11 protein-coding genes and 2 pseudogenes are annotated in these 15,366 nt (G+C 68.0%); 7 read left to right on the forward strand and 6 right to left on the reverse strand.

The features are described 5' to 3' along the window. Window positions 1-90: 90 nt before the first annotated feature. Together AC07YH_RS20195 and AC07YH_RS20200 are read right to left on the reverse strand one after the other, a co-directional pair. Window positions 91-2,253, reverse strand: coding sequence for an amylo-alpha-1,6-glucosidase (locus tag AC07YH_RS20195; RefSeq protein ID WP_494748750.1), 2,163 nt, complete (start codon window positions 2,251-2,253; stop codon window positions 91-93). Between the two features lie 22 nt (window positions 2,254-2,275). After that, on the reverse strand, window positions 2,276-3,349 hold the full coding sequence (locus AC07YH_RS20200) for a glycosyltransferase family 4 protein (RefSeq protein ID WP_494748751.1): 1,074 nt from the start codon (window positions 3,347-3,349) through the stop codon (window positions 2,276-2,278). A 248-nt stretch (window positions 3,350-3,597) separates the two neighbouring features. Here AC07YH_RS20200 and AC07YH_RS20205 point away from each other — a divergent pair, with 248 nt between their 5' ends. The 4 genes from AC07YH_RS20205 to AC07YH_RS20220 all read left to right on the forward strand — a co-directional run bounded on the left by AC07YH_RS20205 (window position 3,598) and on the right by AC07YH_RS20220 (window position 9,508). Next, window positions 3,598-4,170, forward strand: a complete 573-nt coding sequence (locus tag AC07YH_RS20205) for a protein-L-isoaspartate O-methyltransferase family protein (protein ID WP_494748752.1) — start codon at window positions 3,598-3,600, stop codon at window positions 4,168-4,170. A gap of 131 nt (window positions 4,171-4,301) precedes the next feature. Beyond that, window positions 4,302-5,783, forward strand: a complete 1,482-nt coding sequence (locus AC07YH_RS20210; protein ID WP_494748753.1) for a TolC family outer membrane protein — start codon at window positions 4,302-4,304, stop codon at window positions 5,781-5,783. 129 nt (window positions 5,784-5,912) lie between these two features. Then, window positions 5,913-6,449 (forward strand): pole-organizing protein PopZ, encoded by a 537-nt coding sequence (gene popZ / locus AC07YH_RS20215; RefSeq protein ID WP_494748754.1) that lies wholly within the window; start codon window positions 5,913-5,915, stop codon window positions 6,447-6,449. A 206-nt stretch (window positions 6,450-6,655) separates the two neighbouring features. Next, window positions 6,656-9,508: a valine--tRNA ligase gene (locus tag AC07YH_RS20220; protein ID WP_494748755.1), complete on the forward strand. Its 2,853-nt coding sequence runs from the start codon at window positions 6,656-6,658 to the stop codon at window positions 9,506-9,508. Window positions 9,509-9,511: 3 nt separating this feature from the next. On the opposite strand, the pseudogene AC07YH_RS20225 reads toward AC07YH_RS20220, so the two are convergent. After that, window positions 9,512-9,634, reverse strand: a pseudogene (locus tag AC07YH_RS20225) (hypothetical protein); the annotation flags it as partial. Further along, window positions 9,633-10,286, reverse strand: coding sequence for an HAD-IA family hydrolase (locus AC07YH_RS20230; RefSeq protein ID WP_494748756.1), 654 nt, complete (start codon window positions 10,284-10,286; stop codon window positions 9,633-9,635). The gene AC07YH_RS20230 and the pseudogene AC07YH_RS20225, both read right to left, overlap by 2 nt. A 200-nt stretch (window positions 10,287-10,486) precedes the next feature. Between AC07YH_RS20230 and AC07YH_RS20235 the strand changes: the two genes are divergently transcribed. After that, a complete protein-coding gene (locus AC07YH_RS20235; protein WP_494748757.1) occupies window positions 10,487-12,238 on the forward strand; it encodes a class I adenylate-forming enzyme family protein in 1,752 nt (583 codons plus the stop codon). Between the two features lie 24 nt (window positions 12,239-12,262). Next, entirely contained in the window at window positions 12,263-12,625 is a 363-nt protein-coding gene (locus AC07YH_RS20240) for an iron chaperone (RefSeq protein ID WP_494748758.1), read from the forward strand. Window positions 12,626-12,641: 16 nt separating this feature from the next. Here AC07YH_RS20240 and AC07YH_RS20245 read toward each other — a convergent pair whose 3' ends face one another. Further along, complete coding sequence (locus AC07YH_RS20245) at window positions 12,642-14,129, reverse strand: amidase (RefSeq protein WP_494748759.1); 1,488 nt, start codon at window positions 14,127-14,129, stop codon at window positions 12,642-12,644. Between the two features lie 153 nt (window positions 14,130-14,282). Between AC07YH_RS20245 and AC07YH_RS20250 the strand changes: the two genes are divergently transcribed. Then, window positions 14,283-15,014 (forward strand): TlyA family RNA methyltransferase, encoded by a 732-nt coding sequence (locus tag AC07YH_RS20250; protein WP_494748760.1) that lies wholly within the window; start codon window positions 14,283-14,285, stop codon window positions 15,012-15,014. A gap of 60 nt (window positions 15,015-15,074) precedes the next feature. Here AC07YH_RS20250 and AC07YH_RS20255 read toward each other — a convergent pair. Further along, window positions 15,075-15,366: pseudogene (locus AC07YH_RS20255) on the reverse strand (hypothetical protein); the annotation flags it as partial.

The raw sequence follows: 15,366 nt of genomic DNA on the forward strand, positions 1-15,366 counted from the left end.
CCGCGGAGCCACTCTCTCAGACTTGCGATCGGTCGTGTCCGGTCCTTGCAAGTCGAGAGATGTCTTTAAGACTTCCGAAAATCTTGCGCTCTAGTCCCAAGATGGCTTCGATCGAATGATCAACGGCACGTCGCCTTCGGTGCGGACGGCGACGCGGTCGCCCTGGCGTTCGAAGATCAGGTCGACGGTCAGGATTCCTACACGCAGGCGCTCTACGGCCAGGCGATCGATGCCGATCGGCAGGCGCGGGTCCACCAGGACGATCTCGCCGCGATTGGCGTCTATGGTGATCCCCAGGCAGGCCTGCAGCATCATGAATACCGACCCCGCCGCCCAGGCCTGGGGCAGGCAAGCCACGGGATAGGCCACCGGCGGTTCGCCGGCCGAGCGTGGGAAGCCGCAGAACAGCTCAGGCAGGCGCATGCCCATGCGGCTGGCGGTTTCGAACAGGTCCGCTGTCAGGTTCACCACGCCGTCCCGCTCGCCGTAGCGGGACAGGCCCATGACGCACAGCGCCGTGTCGTGCGGCCAGACCGAGCCGTTGTGATAGCTGATCGGATTGAAGCGGGCCTCGCCGGTGGCCAGGGTCCGCACGCCCCATCCGGAGTTGAAGTTGGCCGACAGCAGCTGGCTGCTGACCTTGCGGGCCCGCTCGGGCGAGGGCAGGCCGCAGAACAGCAGGTGGCCGGGATTGGACGCCAGCGTCCGGCACAGCTGGCCCTGGCCATCGACGGCGATGCCGTAGAAGCCGCGATCCTCCATCCAGAAGAGCTGCTCGACCTTGTCGCGCAGGGTCTGGGCCTTCTGCTTCCAGACGGTGGCCTTGTCGGTCTCGCCGCGACGTTCGGCCAGGCGCGCCATGTCGCGATAGGCGGCGAAGGCGTAGCCCTGCACCTCGACCAGGGCTATCGGGCCGGAAGGGTAGCGGCCGTCGGTGTGGAAGACGCTGTCCTCGCTGTCCTTCCAGCCCTGGTTGGAGAGGCCGCTGTCCTGGCCTCGGGCGTAGTCGATCAGGCCATCGCCGTCGCTGTCGCCGTCGTTCTCGATCCAGTGCATGGCCTTTTCGAGGGCGGGCCACAGCTCGTCGATCAGCTTGTCGTCGCCGGTGCGCTGCTGGTAGGCGCCGGCCAGGGCCACGAACAGCGGCGTGGTGTCGACCCCGCCGTAGTAGCGGCCGAACGGCACTTCACCCAGCGCCGGCATCTCGCCCTTGCGGGTCTCGTGCATGATCTTGCCCGGGGCGCTGTCGCGGAAGGTCGAGCGCTCCTGGGCCTGGTGGGCGGCGAGGTAGCGCAGCACGCCCTTGGCCAGCGAGGGCTCGAACCACAGGATCTGCCAGGCGGTGATGATGGCGTCGCGCCCGAAGGCGGTCGAGAACCAGGGGATGCCGGCATACGGGTAGGGACCGGTCTCCATCTTGGTCGTCAGCAAGGCGAGATCCGCCCGCGACTTGTCCAGCCACTCGTTGAACAGGCGGCCGGAGCTCTTCAATCGCGCCCCGTGGCGACGACGCGAACGCATGTCCCAGCGGGCCCGGGCGGCGGCATCGCGGAAGCGCTCGCGGCTCGGCGTGTGGCCATCGACGACGCCGATCTCGATATAGAGTTCGTGCTCGCCCTCGGCATGCAGCGAGAACATGAACTCGGCCTTGTGCGCCGAGAGACGGTACGGCGCGTCCGAGAACGCGATGAACGAGGAGCGCTCGACGTCGTCGAGGCCCAGATAGGTGTAGGCCACGCGCCGGCCATCGACATGCGGCGGACCCTTGGTGCCGCGCTTGGCGCGATGGCTGCCGCGCACCTCGAACATGTCGCGGAAATCGGCGTCGAACTCGATGGTCATCGGCAGCAGCACGGTGTCGCGGCTGTAGTTGACGCAGCGGATGCGCTCGAACAGGCGCTCGCCCCACAGGAAGCGCTTGCGCTCGATGTGCAGCACGCCGGGCGGACCCATCCGCTCGCCGGGATAGGGCAGGGCCTGGTTGGTGCTGTTGCAGGTGAAGAAGACGTTGTCGTGGGCGACGGCGGCCGACAGCAGCGACGGCATGCGGCCGCCCAGGGTCAGCCGGTAGAGCGACAGGATGCGGGTGTCGTTGTGGAACAGCCCGTCGCCCTGGCCGGCGATGTCGCCGAACTCGTCGGCGACGATGAAGGTGTCCTTGTCCTTGAGGGCATAGAGATTCTGCGGCGCGCGGACTTCCGCCGTCACGCCGTAGTCGACCGGCGCCTCCATGGCCGGCGCGAGACTCTCCATACCCCCTCCTTCAATTTACGCGTTACGCGCTTGCCGCTAGATCGACCAAGGCTGGGTAGACGGCCGCGCCATCGCAGAGCCGCTCGTAGATGGCGACGTAGCGGCGGGCCATCGCCTCGGACGAGAACCGTTCGTCGAAACGCGCGCGGACACGGTTTCGATCCAGGCTTTCGGCGCGAAGGATGGCGTCGGCGGCCTGGTCGTCATTGTCGACGATGAAGCCGGTCAGGCCGTCGTCGATGACCTCGGGCACCGAACCGCAGCGATAGGCGACGACCGGGGTGCCGCAGGCCATGGCCTCGATCATCACCAGGCCGAAAGGCTCGGGCCAGTCGATCGGGAAGAGCAGGGCGTCGGCGCCGCCCAGGAAGGCCGACTTTTCGCCGTCGCCGATCTCGCCGATGAACTCGATCAATGGTTCGTCCTTCATCATCGGCGCGATGACATCGTCGTAGTAGGCGCGGTCGGCGGGATCGACCTTGGCGGCGATCTTGAGCTTCTTGCCCAGGCGCTTGGCCAGGTTGATGGCGCGATCGGGACGCTTCTCCGGTGAGATGCGGCCGAGGAACGCCAGGTAGCCCTCGCTCTTGGCCGAGAAGGCGTAGAGGTCGGCGTTCATGCCGTGATGGACGGTGCCGGCCCAGTTGGCGAAGGGCAGGGGGCGGCGCTGGTCGTCGCTGATCGAGATCAGCGGGAACTGCGGCCAGCGCTTGTAGACGGCCGGAAGGTCCTTGAGGTCCAGGCGGCCGTGCAGGGTGGTCAGGGTCTTCTCCGCCCGATCGGCGAAGAACGGGAACTGCACCATGTCGGTGTGGAAGTGGACGACGTCGAACTGATCGGCCAGGGCGCGGACCTCGGCCAGCTGCGTCAGGTGCGCCGCCAGATCCGACTTCAGGGGCGCGGGGTCCAGGCGGATGGCCTGGTCGCGGACGGGGATCAGCCGGGCCTTGGTCTGGGCCTCGGCGCTGGCGAACAGGGTCACCTCATGGCCCAGATCGACCAGGGCGTCGGTCAGGTGAGCGACCACCCGCTCGGTGCCGCCATACAGACGCGGCGGAACAGCCTCGTAGAGGGGAGTGACCTGGGCGATTTTCATCGGGAGCGAACCTTGCGGGAGGAACTGGAACGCGGCGCTTTTGGCCCGCGTGAAATCAGCTCCGCCGGGTTCGATTGGTTCCTTGGCGCGTCCTTTTCCTGCCATATTGGGGCGAAATTCGCGCCTGGATGTCAGGCTCCCGACGCAACTTGGCTGTCCGCCCATGGTCGCGACTTGGGATCGCATTGCGTTTCGGCCGGGCGCGGACCTATAAGCCTGCTCGAAAGTCTAGTCCTTCGAGGGATTCCATGAGCACCGACTTCACCGCCGCGCGGCTGAACATGGTCGAGAGCCAAATTCGCACCGCCGACGTCACCGACCTGCCGCTGCAGGACGCGTTGCGGGTGGTGGCGCGCGAGGCCGTCGTGCCCGCCACGAAGGCCTATCTGGCCTATGCCGACGCCGACATCGAATATGCGCCGGGCCGCTGGCTGCTGCGCCCGCGCGAAGTGGGCAAGCTGCTGCAGACCCTCAAGCCTCGTGAAGGCGAGAAGGCCCTGGCCATCGCCGCGCCTTACGCGGCCGCTGTCCTGGAAAAGATGGGCCTTTCGGTCACCCGCCTGGACGGCGACGACCTGAAGGCCGTTCCGGCCGGTTCGTACGACGTGATCATCTGCGAAGGCGCTGTCGCGGTCGCGCCGAAGGCCTGGCAGGACGCCCTGGCCGCCGGCGGCCGTCTGGGTGTCGTCGAGCGCACCGGCCCGGTCGGCCGCGCCGCCATCTATCTGCGCGCCGAAGACGGCGTGGGCCGCCGCCAGGCGTTCGACGCCTCGCCGCCGCTGCTGGCCGGTTTCGAGGTCGAGACGGGCTTCAGCTTCTAGACACCAGTGGGCGCTAGCCTGCCGCAACGTCTGCGTGAAAAAAGCTTAACTAGCGGCTTGTGGCGGCTGGACTTACACGCGGTCATATTGTGGCGAGCGCGCGCTTCGCGGGGATTGGGGATAGAATTTTGATGTCGAACCGTCGACGGGCCGGGTTGCTGGCCGCCGCGTGCTGCGCCAGCCTGATGGCCGGCGTGTTTTCCGCCGCTCAAGCCGACACCCTGGCCGACGCGATCGCCCTGGCCTACCAGACCAACCCGACGCTGCAGCAACAGCGCGCCGTCCAGCGCGCCACGGACGAGAGCGTGGTCCGCGCTCGCGCCGGCTTCCGCCCGACGCTGAACGCCTCGGCCGGCCTGACCAATTCGCGCACCGACCTGGCGACTCCGAGCACCACCGTGGTCGGCGGCGTGCTGGTCACGGGCGCCGACGTCAACAAGATCGGCTCCAGCAACGCTCAGCTCCAGCTGAGCCAGCCGCTCTTCACGGGCGGCCAGGCCACCGCCAACCTGTCGGCCGCCGAGGCCGACGTGCTGGCCGGCCGCGAGGACCTGCGCCGTGTCGAGCAGAGCGTGCTGGCCAATGTCGTCACCGCCTATGTCGACGTGCGCCGTAGCCAGGAAACCCTGCGCATCGCCAACGAGAACGTCGCGGTGCTGACGCGCCAGCTCGACGAATCGAACGCCCGCTTCGACGTGGGCGAGATCACCCGCACCGATGTGGCCCAGTCGCAGGCGCGCCTGGCCGCCGCCAAGGCCAGCCAGTCGTCGGCCCAGGGCAACCTGGCCATCGCCCGCGCCACCTACGCCCAGATCGTCGGCCAGAACCCGACCGACCTGACGCCCGAGCCGTCGCTGGCCAGCGTGCTGCCGACCTCGGTCGAGCAGGCCTTCGAGGCCGCCGAGGGCAGCAATCCGGCCGTGCAGAGCGCGCGCTACGCCGAGCAGGCCGCCACGGCCCGCGTGGCCCTGGCCAAGGCCGCCTACCTGCCGACGGTCTCGGCCGGCGCCAGCCTGGGCTATGACGCCACCAAGGTGAACGGCAACGGCGACCAGTTCGGCCAGTACGACCGTCAGATCGCCGGTTCGCTGACCGCCCGCGTGCCGCTGTTCACCGGCGGCCTGAACGCTTCGAACGTCCGCACCGCCCGCGAGCGCGAGAACGCCGCCCGCATCGCCGTCGACGGCGCCAAGCGCACCGTGATCCAGCAGGTCTCGGCCGCCTGGAGCACGCTGCTGGCCGCCCGCGCCAACCTGGTCTCGAACGAGGAGCAGGTGCGGGCCAGCCGCATCGCCTTCGAAGGCGTGCGCCAGGAGCAGCAGGTCGGCCTGCGCACCACGCTGGACGTGCTGAACGCCCAGCTGGAGCTGTCGAACGCCGAGCTGGCCCTGGTGGCCGCCCGTCGCGACGAATACGTGGCCAGCGCCGTCGTCCTGCAGGCCATGGGCCAGCTGGACGTCAACAAGCTGTCGACCAGCACCGCCGCCTACGACCCCAAGGTCTCCTACGATCGTGTCACGCACAGCGCCGGTTGGGTGCCGTGGGAGCCGGTCGTGCAGGCGATCGACAAGGTCGGCGCCCCTTCCGCCAAGCCGCAAGCCGCCTCGAAGTAGGCTTCTCGCCGCGTCGATTCCGCCCAGGCGTGGACTTGCGCTTGCTTAAGCCGCGTAAGTCTGCACCATCGCGGCCAAGCGCGTCCTAGGGCGCGCAAGGATTCGTACCCTTTACGACGGCCCCCGCACATGTCCGATCAGAGCTCTCAAGAACCGACGATGGAGGAGATCCTCGCCTCCATCCGGCGCATCATCTCGGAGGATGACGCGCCGGCGGAGCCTGCGGCCGAGGCTGCGCCTCCGCCGCCGGAACCCGAGCCGGAACCCGAACCGATCGAGGACGACATCCTCGAGCTGACCGATCCGATCATGCCGGAGCCGGAACCCGAGCCGCTGGCGTCCGTCGGCGACATCGACGTCTATTCGCCGGAGCCCGAGCCGGAACCGGTCTACACGCCGCCTCCGGCCGCGCCGTCGCCGGTCTTCGACCGTGATGAAGTGGCCGAGACCCTGGTCGGCGCCACGGCGTCGTCGGCGGCCGCCTCGGCCTTCGGCAGCCTGAGCTCGGCCCTGCTGATGCCCAAGGACGCCCGCACCCTGGAAGACGTCGTACGCGAGCTGCTGCGCCCGCTGCTCAAGGAGTGGCTGGACCAGAACCTGCCGCGCATCGTCGAGACCAAGGTCGAGGAAGAAGTGCAACGGATCGCCCGCGGTCGCGGCGTCTAAGCCCAAGCCTTCGCATAGCGAAGGCGTGTTCTTAGAGGGAGCGCGACGGGCGCCGAAACCGGCATCCGCTTTCGGCTGTCGCGCTCTCCAAGATCTAGAAAATCGAGGCGGTCGCTCCGGCGGCCGCCTTTTTTCGTTTCCAACCGTCAGAAAACCAAGGCCCGCCGGTTTCGCCCCCGGGCCGCAGATGGCATATCCGCTCCGCCATGCTCGATAAAACCTTCGATCCCAAATCCGTCGAACCCCGCCTGTACGCCGCCTGGGAGGCCTCCGGGGCCTTCAAGCCCAGCGAGGATCCGAACGCAGAGCCGTTCGTCATCGTGATCCCGCCGCCGAACGTCACGGGCAGCTTGCACATCGGCCACGCGCTGAACAACACCCTGCAGGACGTGCTGACGCGCTTCCACCGCATGCGCGGCAAGGCCGCCCTGTGGCTGCCGGGCACCGACCACGCGGGCATCGCCACCCAGATGGTCGTCGAGCGCCAGCTGGCCGCCGCCGGCAATATCGGCCGCCGCGACATGGGCCGCGAGGCCTTCGTCGACAAGGTCTGGGAATGGAAGGCCGAGAGCGGCGGGACCATCACCAACCAGCTGCGCCGCCTGGGCGCCAGCTGCGACTGGTCGCGCGAGCGCTTCACCCTGGACGAGGGCCTGTCGGCCGCCGTCCGCAAGGTGTTCGTCCAGCTCTACAAGCAGAACCTGCTTTATCGCGACAAGCGCCTGGTCAACTGGGACCCGCAGTTCCAGACCGCCATCTCCGACCTCGAGGTCGAGCAGAAGGAAGTCGACGGCGCCTATTGGCACTTCGCCTATCCGCTGGCCGACGGCGTGACCTACCAGCACCCGATCGCCTTCGATGACGACGGCAAGGCCACCGAGTTCGAGACCCGCGACTACATCGTCGTGGCCACGACCCGTCCCGAGACCATGCTGGGCGACACCGGCGTCGCCGTTCACCCCGACGACGAGCGCTACAAGGGCCTGGTCGGCAAGTTCGTGACCTTGCCGATCGTCGGCCGCCGTATCCCGATCGTCGCCGACGACTACGCCGACCCGACCAAGGGCTCTGGCGCGGTGAAGATCACGCCCGCCCATGACTTCAACGACTTCGGCGTTGGCAAGCGCGCCGGCCTGGAAGCCATCAACATCCTGACGCCGGAAGCCAAGCTGAACGACAGCGTTCCGGCCGAGTATGTCGGCAAGGACCGCTTCGTCGCGCGCAAGGAGATCGTCGCCCGCGCCGAGGAAGAGGGCTGGCTGAAGGAGATCGAGAAGACCAAGCACATGGTCCCGCACGGCGACCGTTCGGGCGTGGTCATCGAGCCCTTCCTGACGGACCAGTGGTACGTCGACGCCAAGACCCTGGCCCAGCCGGCCCTGAAGGCCGTCGAGACCGGCGAGACCGTCTTCGAGCCCAAGCACTGGGAGAAGACCTACTTCGAGTGGCTGCGCAACATCGAGCCTTGGTGCGTCTCGCGCCAGCTCTGGTGGGGCCACCGCATCCCGGCCTGGTTCGGCCCGGTCAAAGCTGATGCCCCGGCGAATGCCGAAGGTGAAATTCCTAGCGATACCTTCACCAACAGCATTTTCGTTGAAGAGACCGAAGACGAAGCCATCGCTGCGGCGGAGCGTCACTACGGCCGAAAGGTCGTTGTCGTTGAAGACCGTATCGTGGGGATGGGTGCTTGGCTTGCCGCTGGTCAAGCGAGCGATGCGAACGCGCCTATTCCGATTTGGCGCGACGAGGACGTCCTCGACACCTGGTTCAGCTCGGCCCTGTGGCCGTTCTCGACCCTGGGCTGGCCGGAAAAGACCCCGGACGTGGCGCGCTTCTACCCGACCAGCACCCTGGTCACGGGCTTCGACATCATCTTCTTCTGGGTCGCCCGGATGATGATGATGGGCATCCACTTCATGGGTGAGGCCCCGTTCAAGCAGGTGTTCATCAACGCCCTCGTCCGTGACGAGAAGGGCGCCAAGATGAGCAAGTCCAAGGGCAACGTGATGGATCCGCTGATCCTGATCGACGAGCTGGGCTGCGACGCGGTGCGCTTCACCATGACGGCGATGTCGGGCCAGGCGCGCGACATCAAGCTCTCCAAGCAGCGCATCGAGGGCTATCGCAACTTCGGCACCAAGCTGTGGAATGCCTCGCGCTTCGCCCAGATGAACGAGTGCGTGCGCGTCGAGGGCTTCGACCCTTCGACCGTGCAGCAGCCGATCAACAAGTGGATTCGCGGCGAGACGGTCAAGACCGTGGCCGAGGTCACCAAAGCCCTGGAAGGCCCGGCGTTCGACGAGGCCGCCGGCGCGCTTTACCGCTTCGTCTGGAACGTGTTCTGCGACTGGTACCTGGAGCTGGCCAAGCCGATCCTGAACGGCGATGACGCCGCCGCCAAGGCCGAGACCCGCGCCACCGCCGCCTGGGCGCTGGACGTGATCCTCAAGCTCCTGCACCCGGTGATGCCGTTCATCACCGAGGAGCTGTGGGAGAAGACCGCCGAGTTCGGCCCTGCTCGCGACAGCATGCTGATCTCGGCCCAGTGGCCCGAGCTGTCGGAAAGCTGGATCGACGCCGAAGCCGAGGCCGAGATCGGTTGGCTGGTCGGCACGGTCGGCGAGATCCGCTCGATCCGCGCCGAGATGAACGTGCCGCCGTCGGCCAAGCCGGCGCTCAGCGTCGTCGGCGCCGGCGCGGAGACCAAGGCCCGCCTGGCCCGTCATCGCGACCTGCTGCTGACCCTGGCGCGCCTGGACAGTGTCCGTGAGGCCGAGGCTTCTCCGGCCGGCTCCGTGCCGATCGTGATGGGCGAAGCCACCGGCGCGCTCGGCATCGCCGACTTCATCGACCTGGCCGCCGAGAAGACCCGCCTGACCAAGGAAATCGCTGGCCACGCCGGCGAGATCGACAAGGTCAACAAGAAGCTCGGCAACCCCGACTTCCTGGCCCGCGCCAAGGAAGAGGTCGTCGAGGAGAACCGCGAGCGTCTCGCCGAGGCCGAAGCCGCCAAGGCCAAGCTCGAGGCGGCGCTGAGCCGCCTGGAGTCGGTGGGGTAACAGCCACCCAATCTTGTCATCCCGGAAGCCTCGCAGAGGCTGTCCGGGACCCAGGGGACGGCGCAGTGCGGTAGCCCCTGGGTCCCGGCTCTCCGCTTCGCTACGGCCGGGATGACAAGCGTTTTTAGAAGCTCAACGCCCCCGAAGCCGCCACCTTCAGTGGCCCATACCCCGTCACCCCCGGATGCGGCGTCTCCAGCGGATGGCTGTGCGTCGCGGTGATCACCACCACCTTCGCCCCCGCCGCCTCGCCAGCGGCGATGCCCGCCGGGGCGTCCTCGAACACCAGGCAGTTCTCGATGCGGTGGCCCAGGCGCTGGGCCGCCAGCAGGAAGCAGTCCGGCGCCGGCTTGCCGCGCTCGACGTCCTCGGCGGTGACCAGCACGACGGGGAGGGGCAGGCCCGCCGCCGTCAGCCGCACCTTGGCCAATTCGCGAGGAGCCGAGGTGACGACCGCCCAGCGATCGGCGGGCAGGGCGGTCAGGAAGGCGATCGCGCCCTCGATGGCCTCGATCCCGTCCGTGTCCGCGATTTCGGCGTCCTTCAGCCACGTGACCTCGGCGTCTTCGTTGACATCGGGGATGTTGAAGCTGCGCACCGTCTCGACCGCCCGCCGGCCGTGGATGCATTTCAGCACCGCCTCGACGTCCAGCCCGTGCTTGCGCGCCCAGGTCCCCCAGACCCGCTCGCTGGCGACGATCGAGGTCAGCACCGTGCCGTCCATGTCGAACAGGAAGGCGGCGAACTCGCGGTCGGGGAACAGCAGGGATTCGGCCAAGGCGACGCTCCGGATTCGCGGGGGATGACGCTAGGTCATCGGTCCTCGAAAGCGGGGAGTCCAGGCCTATCCGCCCCTTGTAACTTATCAATGTTCTCCTAGCGTCAAACGGATGTTTACAAGCGGCTCGCGGCTGTGCTCTCTGGTTGGCGAACGCGCTCGATCAAACAGGGCGTGACGCCAAAACCGGGAGAGTAGAAATGAGCCAGGCCGCACCCGCGTCTGTTCCGTGGCCCGCCATGTCCGTCCAGCAGGCCTATGCCCTGATCACCCAGCCGGGAACGCCGGGCGAGATGGAAGAGGTCGAGATCCGGGGCGTGAAGACCCGGACCTGGAAGAACGCTCCTCCCACGCTTCGCGATACGCTGCTGTTCGGCCGCGCCCACGGCGAGAAGATCTTCCTGGTCCACGAGGACGAGCGGGTCAGCTTCGAGGCCTTCTACCGCGCCGTGACCCACATGGCCGCCGAGTTCGAGTCCTTCGGCATTCAGAAGGGCGACCGCATCGCCATCGTCATGCGCAACCTGCCCGAATGGCCGGTGGCCTTCTATGCGGGTCTGTCGCTGGGCGCGATCGTCACGCCGCTGAACGCCTGGTGGACCGGGCCCGAGCTGGAATACGGCCTGGTCGACTCCGGCGCCAAGGTCGTGGTGGTCGATGTCGAACGCTTCGAGCGCATGGCCGAGCATTTCGATGCCTGCCCGGACCTGAAGGGCGTCTATGTCAGCCGCTCGAAGGAAGAGATCGCCCACCCGTATGTGAAGCGCCTGGAGGCCGCGATCGGCTGCCCCAACGACTGGGCCAAGCTGGACGAGAAGCCGCTGCCGACCACGCCGATCGGACCGGATGACGACGCGACGATCTTCTACACCTCGGGCACTACGGGTAAGCCCAAGGGCGCGATCGGCACGCACCGCAACGTCAACAGCAACATCTTCGCCGCCGCCGCCGCCGGGGCCCGCGCCTTCCTGCGTCGTGGCGAGGCGCCGCCCCAGCCCGATCCCAGCCTGCCGCAGAAGGGCTCGCTGCTGTCGGTGCCGTTCTTCCACGCCACGGGCTGTTTCGCGGTGCTGAACCCCTCGCTGTTCGGCGGGGCCAAGCTGGCCATGATCCGCAAGTGGGATCCGGAAAAGGCCATGCAGCTGATCCAGGACGAGAAGCTGACCCAGATGGGCGGCGTCCCGACCATCGCCTGGCAGATCATCGAGCACCCCTCGCGTCCGAACTACGATCTGTCGTCGATCGAGACCGTGGCCTACGGCGGCGCGCCCTCGGCGCCGGAGCTGGTGCGCAAGATCAAGGAACTGTGGCCCAAGTCCTCGCCGGGCAACGGCTGGGGCATGACCGAGACCTCGGCCACGGCGACCTCCAACTCGGCCGAGGACTACGAGAACCGTCCGGACTCGTGCGGCCCGGCCGTGCCGGTCACCGACCTGAAGATCATGACCGTCGAGAAGCCCTATCGCGAGCTGCCGATCGGCGATGTTGGCGAGCTGTGGTGCAAGGGCCCGCAGGTCGTGCGCGGCTATTGGAACAAGCCGGAAGCCAGCGCCGACACCTTCGTCGACGGATGGGTGCGCACGGGCGACCTGGCGCGCCTCGACGCCGAGGGCTTCTGCTTCATCATCGACCGCGCCAAGGACATGCTGATCCGCGGCGGCGAGAACATCTACTGCATCGAGGTCGAGAACTGCCTCTACGACCATCCGGCGGTGATGGACGCGGCCCTGGTCGGCATCCCGCACAAGACCCTGGGCGAGGAGCCGGCGGCCGTCGTGACCCTGAAGCCGGGCGCCACCGCCGACGAGGCCGAACTGCGCGCCTTCGTCGCCGATCGCCTGGCGGCCTTCAAGGTGCCGGTGAAGATCGTCTTCTGGCACGAGACCTTGCCGCGCAACGCCAATGGCAAGATCATGAAGAACGAACTCAAGAAGGTGTTCGTCGAGGGGTGATCACGCCCCTCCCAGGAGGGGATCATGGTCCAGTCGAAGGCGGCGACGGTCGATGACTTCATGCAGGAGGTCGCGCCCGAGCGCCGCCCGGCGCTGGACCGCCTTCGAGCCATGTGCGTCGAGCGCTTCGGCGCCGAGACCGAGAAGATGGCCTTCGGCATGCCGGCCTATGGCGACCCGAAGACCCCGTTCTTCGCCTTCAACAGCCAGAAGCAGTACATCGCCCTCTATGCCGGCAAGGCGGCGCTGGACGCGTTCCCCGAGCGCATGGCCGGCGTCGATCGCGGCGGCGGCTGCGCGCGCTGGAAGAAGCCCGAGACGATGGACTTCGAGCTGATCGGGGACATCCTGGATCACATCCGGGACAAGGGCCGGGGCGGCTGCTGAGCCGCCCCGTCTTGATTTAGAGGCTCACCGGCGGCTTGCGGTGCGCCCAGGGCTGGGCTTCCTCCAGCTGATAGGCCAGCTGGAACAGCAGCGCCTCGCCACCCGCCCGCCCGGCGATCTGAACGCCCACGGGCAGGCCGTCGGCGGTCCAGTGCAGCGGCACGCTCATCGACGGCGCGCCGGCGACGTTGTGCAGCGGGGTGTAGCCGACATAGGTCAGCAGCCGCGCTTGCAGCTCCTGGAACGGGACCCAGCCGGCGACATAGCCCAGCTCGACCGGCGGCTTGCCCAGCACCGGCGACAGGATGACGTCGTACTTCGTCAGCCAGGCGTCATAGGCCTTGGTGTTGGCGTTCAGGCGCTCGATGGCGGCGGGCAGGGCGCCGGCCGGCAGTTGCCCGACCAGCTTGGCCATGCCGATGCTGAAGGGCTCCAGGACGGTGTCGTCGGGCTCGCGGCCGATGGCCTTGCCGACCGCCGTGATCAGCTCGGCCGCGCCGCTGGCCCACAGCACCGTGAAGTCCTGGCCAAACTGGGCGCCGTCCATCGGCCATGTGGTAGGTTCGACCTTGTGGCCCAGGCTCTCCAGCAGCTTGGCGGCGTTGTTGACGGCGGTCTGCACTTCGGCGTCGGGTGTCACGCCCGTGCCGGTCTGCATGATCAGGCCGACCTTCAGTTTCTTCTTCAGCGGCTCGCTGACCACGCCGACCGGCTTGAACACGGCGTTGGCGCCGGTGCGCTCGGTGGCGGCGAACAGCGCGGCCGAGTCGCGGACGCTATGGGCCAGGGCGTGGGCGACCGAGATGTCGATGCCGCGCGAGACCGGACGGCCTTCCAGCATCCGGCCGCGCGAGGGCTTGAGGCCGAAGAGGCCGCAGTTGCTGGCCGGGATGCGGATCGAGCCGCCGCCGTCGCTGGCGTGGGCGATCGGCACCATGCCCGAGGCCACGGCCGCCGCCGCGCCGCCCGAGGAGCCGCCCGACGAGCGCGCGGTGTTCCAGGGGTTGCGGGTGGGCTGGAAGCCCATCGGCTCGGTGGTCGGCAGGAAGCCGTACTCCGGCGTCGCCGACTTGCCGATCACCACGAAGCCGGCGGCGTCGAAGGCGTCGACATAAGGAGTCTGGGTGGTCTCGGGCGGGCTGCGCAGGCCGCTGCGCGAGCCGTTGCGGGTGGGCAGGCCCTTATAGGGATCCAGGTCCTTGACCATGAACGGCACGCCCGCGAACGGACCCGACAGCTGGCCGGCCTTGGCCTTGTCCAGCGCCCGGTCGAAGTCCGAGGTGACGATCGCCCCGACCTGGGGCTGCAGGGCCTCGGCCTTGCGGATGGCGTCCTCGACCACGTCGGCGGCGCTGACCTCCTTGCGACGGATGCGGCCGGCCAGCTCGGTGGCGTCGGGAGTCCAGGGCGCGGGCGTGGTCATCGATTTGGGCTTAGCCTCCACTGAAGATGCGGCCGCCACGGCGGCGGATGCGGCCAGCAGGCCGCGACGCGTGAATCGCATCAGGTTTCTCTCCCCCCAAGCATGGCGTCGCCACGCTCAGTCTTAGAATTTAGCCGGCGTCTGACGCGCCGGTGATCAGCGTTCAGTTGAACCCGAAGAGACCTGGGCCGCAAGCCCGTGCTAGACGGCGGTCTTAACTTTCGAGGAGGCCGCGTGGCCCGCAAGCGTATCGATCTGTTGCTCGTCGAACGGGGCGTCGTCGACAGCCGCGCCAAGGCCCGCGCGGCCGTCGAGGCTGGCCTCGTCACGGTCAATGGCAAGGTGGTCACCAAGCCCGCCGACACGGTCGAGCATGACGCCGAGATCGTCGCCCAGGCCGCCCACCCGTGGGTCGGGCGCGGGGCGCTGAAGCTGATCCACGCCCTGGACCTGTGGCCGGTCGCGGTGGAGGGCCGTGTGGCGCTGGACGTCGGCGCGTCCACGGGCGGCTTCACCGAGGTGCTGCTGTCGCGCGGCGCGGAAACGGTGTTCGCGGTCGATGTGGGCCGCGATCAGCTGCACGCCAAGCTGCGGGACGATCCGCGCGTCGTTGATCTCTCAGGCGTCGACGCCCGGGCGCTGGACGAGGACGTGATCGGGGCCGCGCCGACGCTGGTGGTCAGCGACGTCAGCTTCATCGCCCTGACCAAGGCCTTGCCGAAGGCGCTGGAGCTGGCGGCGGAGGGCGCGGACCTGGTGGCGCTGATCAAGCCGCAGTTCGAGGCCGGCCGCGACTTCGTCGGCAAGGGCGGTCTGGTGAAGGACCCCGAGATCATCGCCCGCGTCGAGCGCGAGGTGGTCGAGTTCCTGGAGGCCTCCGGCTGGTCGGTGAAGGGCCTGACCGAAAGTCCGATCACGGGCGGCGACGGCCAGGTCGAGCGGCTGGTCTGGGCGACCAAGGCCTAAACGAAATCGGCCGCTCACAAGGAGCGGCCGATCGTCTTCCACACAAGGTAGGTCGAGGACTTAGTCGACGACCTGGTACTTGCCGTTGCCGTCCGGGCAGACGCGCACGAAGCGTTTCTGGACGCGGCCGTCCGGCAGGTAGATCGGGCTTTCGGCCAGGGTGCAGCCGTTGACGTCGGCTTGGCCGCTGGTGCGCTCGTTCACCCGGTAGCCGTCCTGGCGATCATAGGAGCGATCGTACGAACGGTCGTAATAGCTGTCGCGCTGGGCGTCGCGACGGACCTGCTCATACGGGACCGGGCGGTAATCGTCGTCATAGCCGTCGTTATAGGCGCGCGGCGGCGGGGGAGGC

The sequence above is a fragment of the Caulobacter sp. GW456-12-1-14-TSB4 genome (assembly GCF_059424195.1).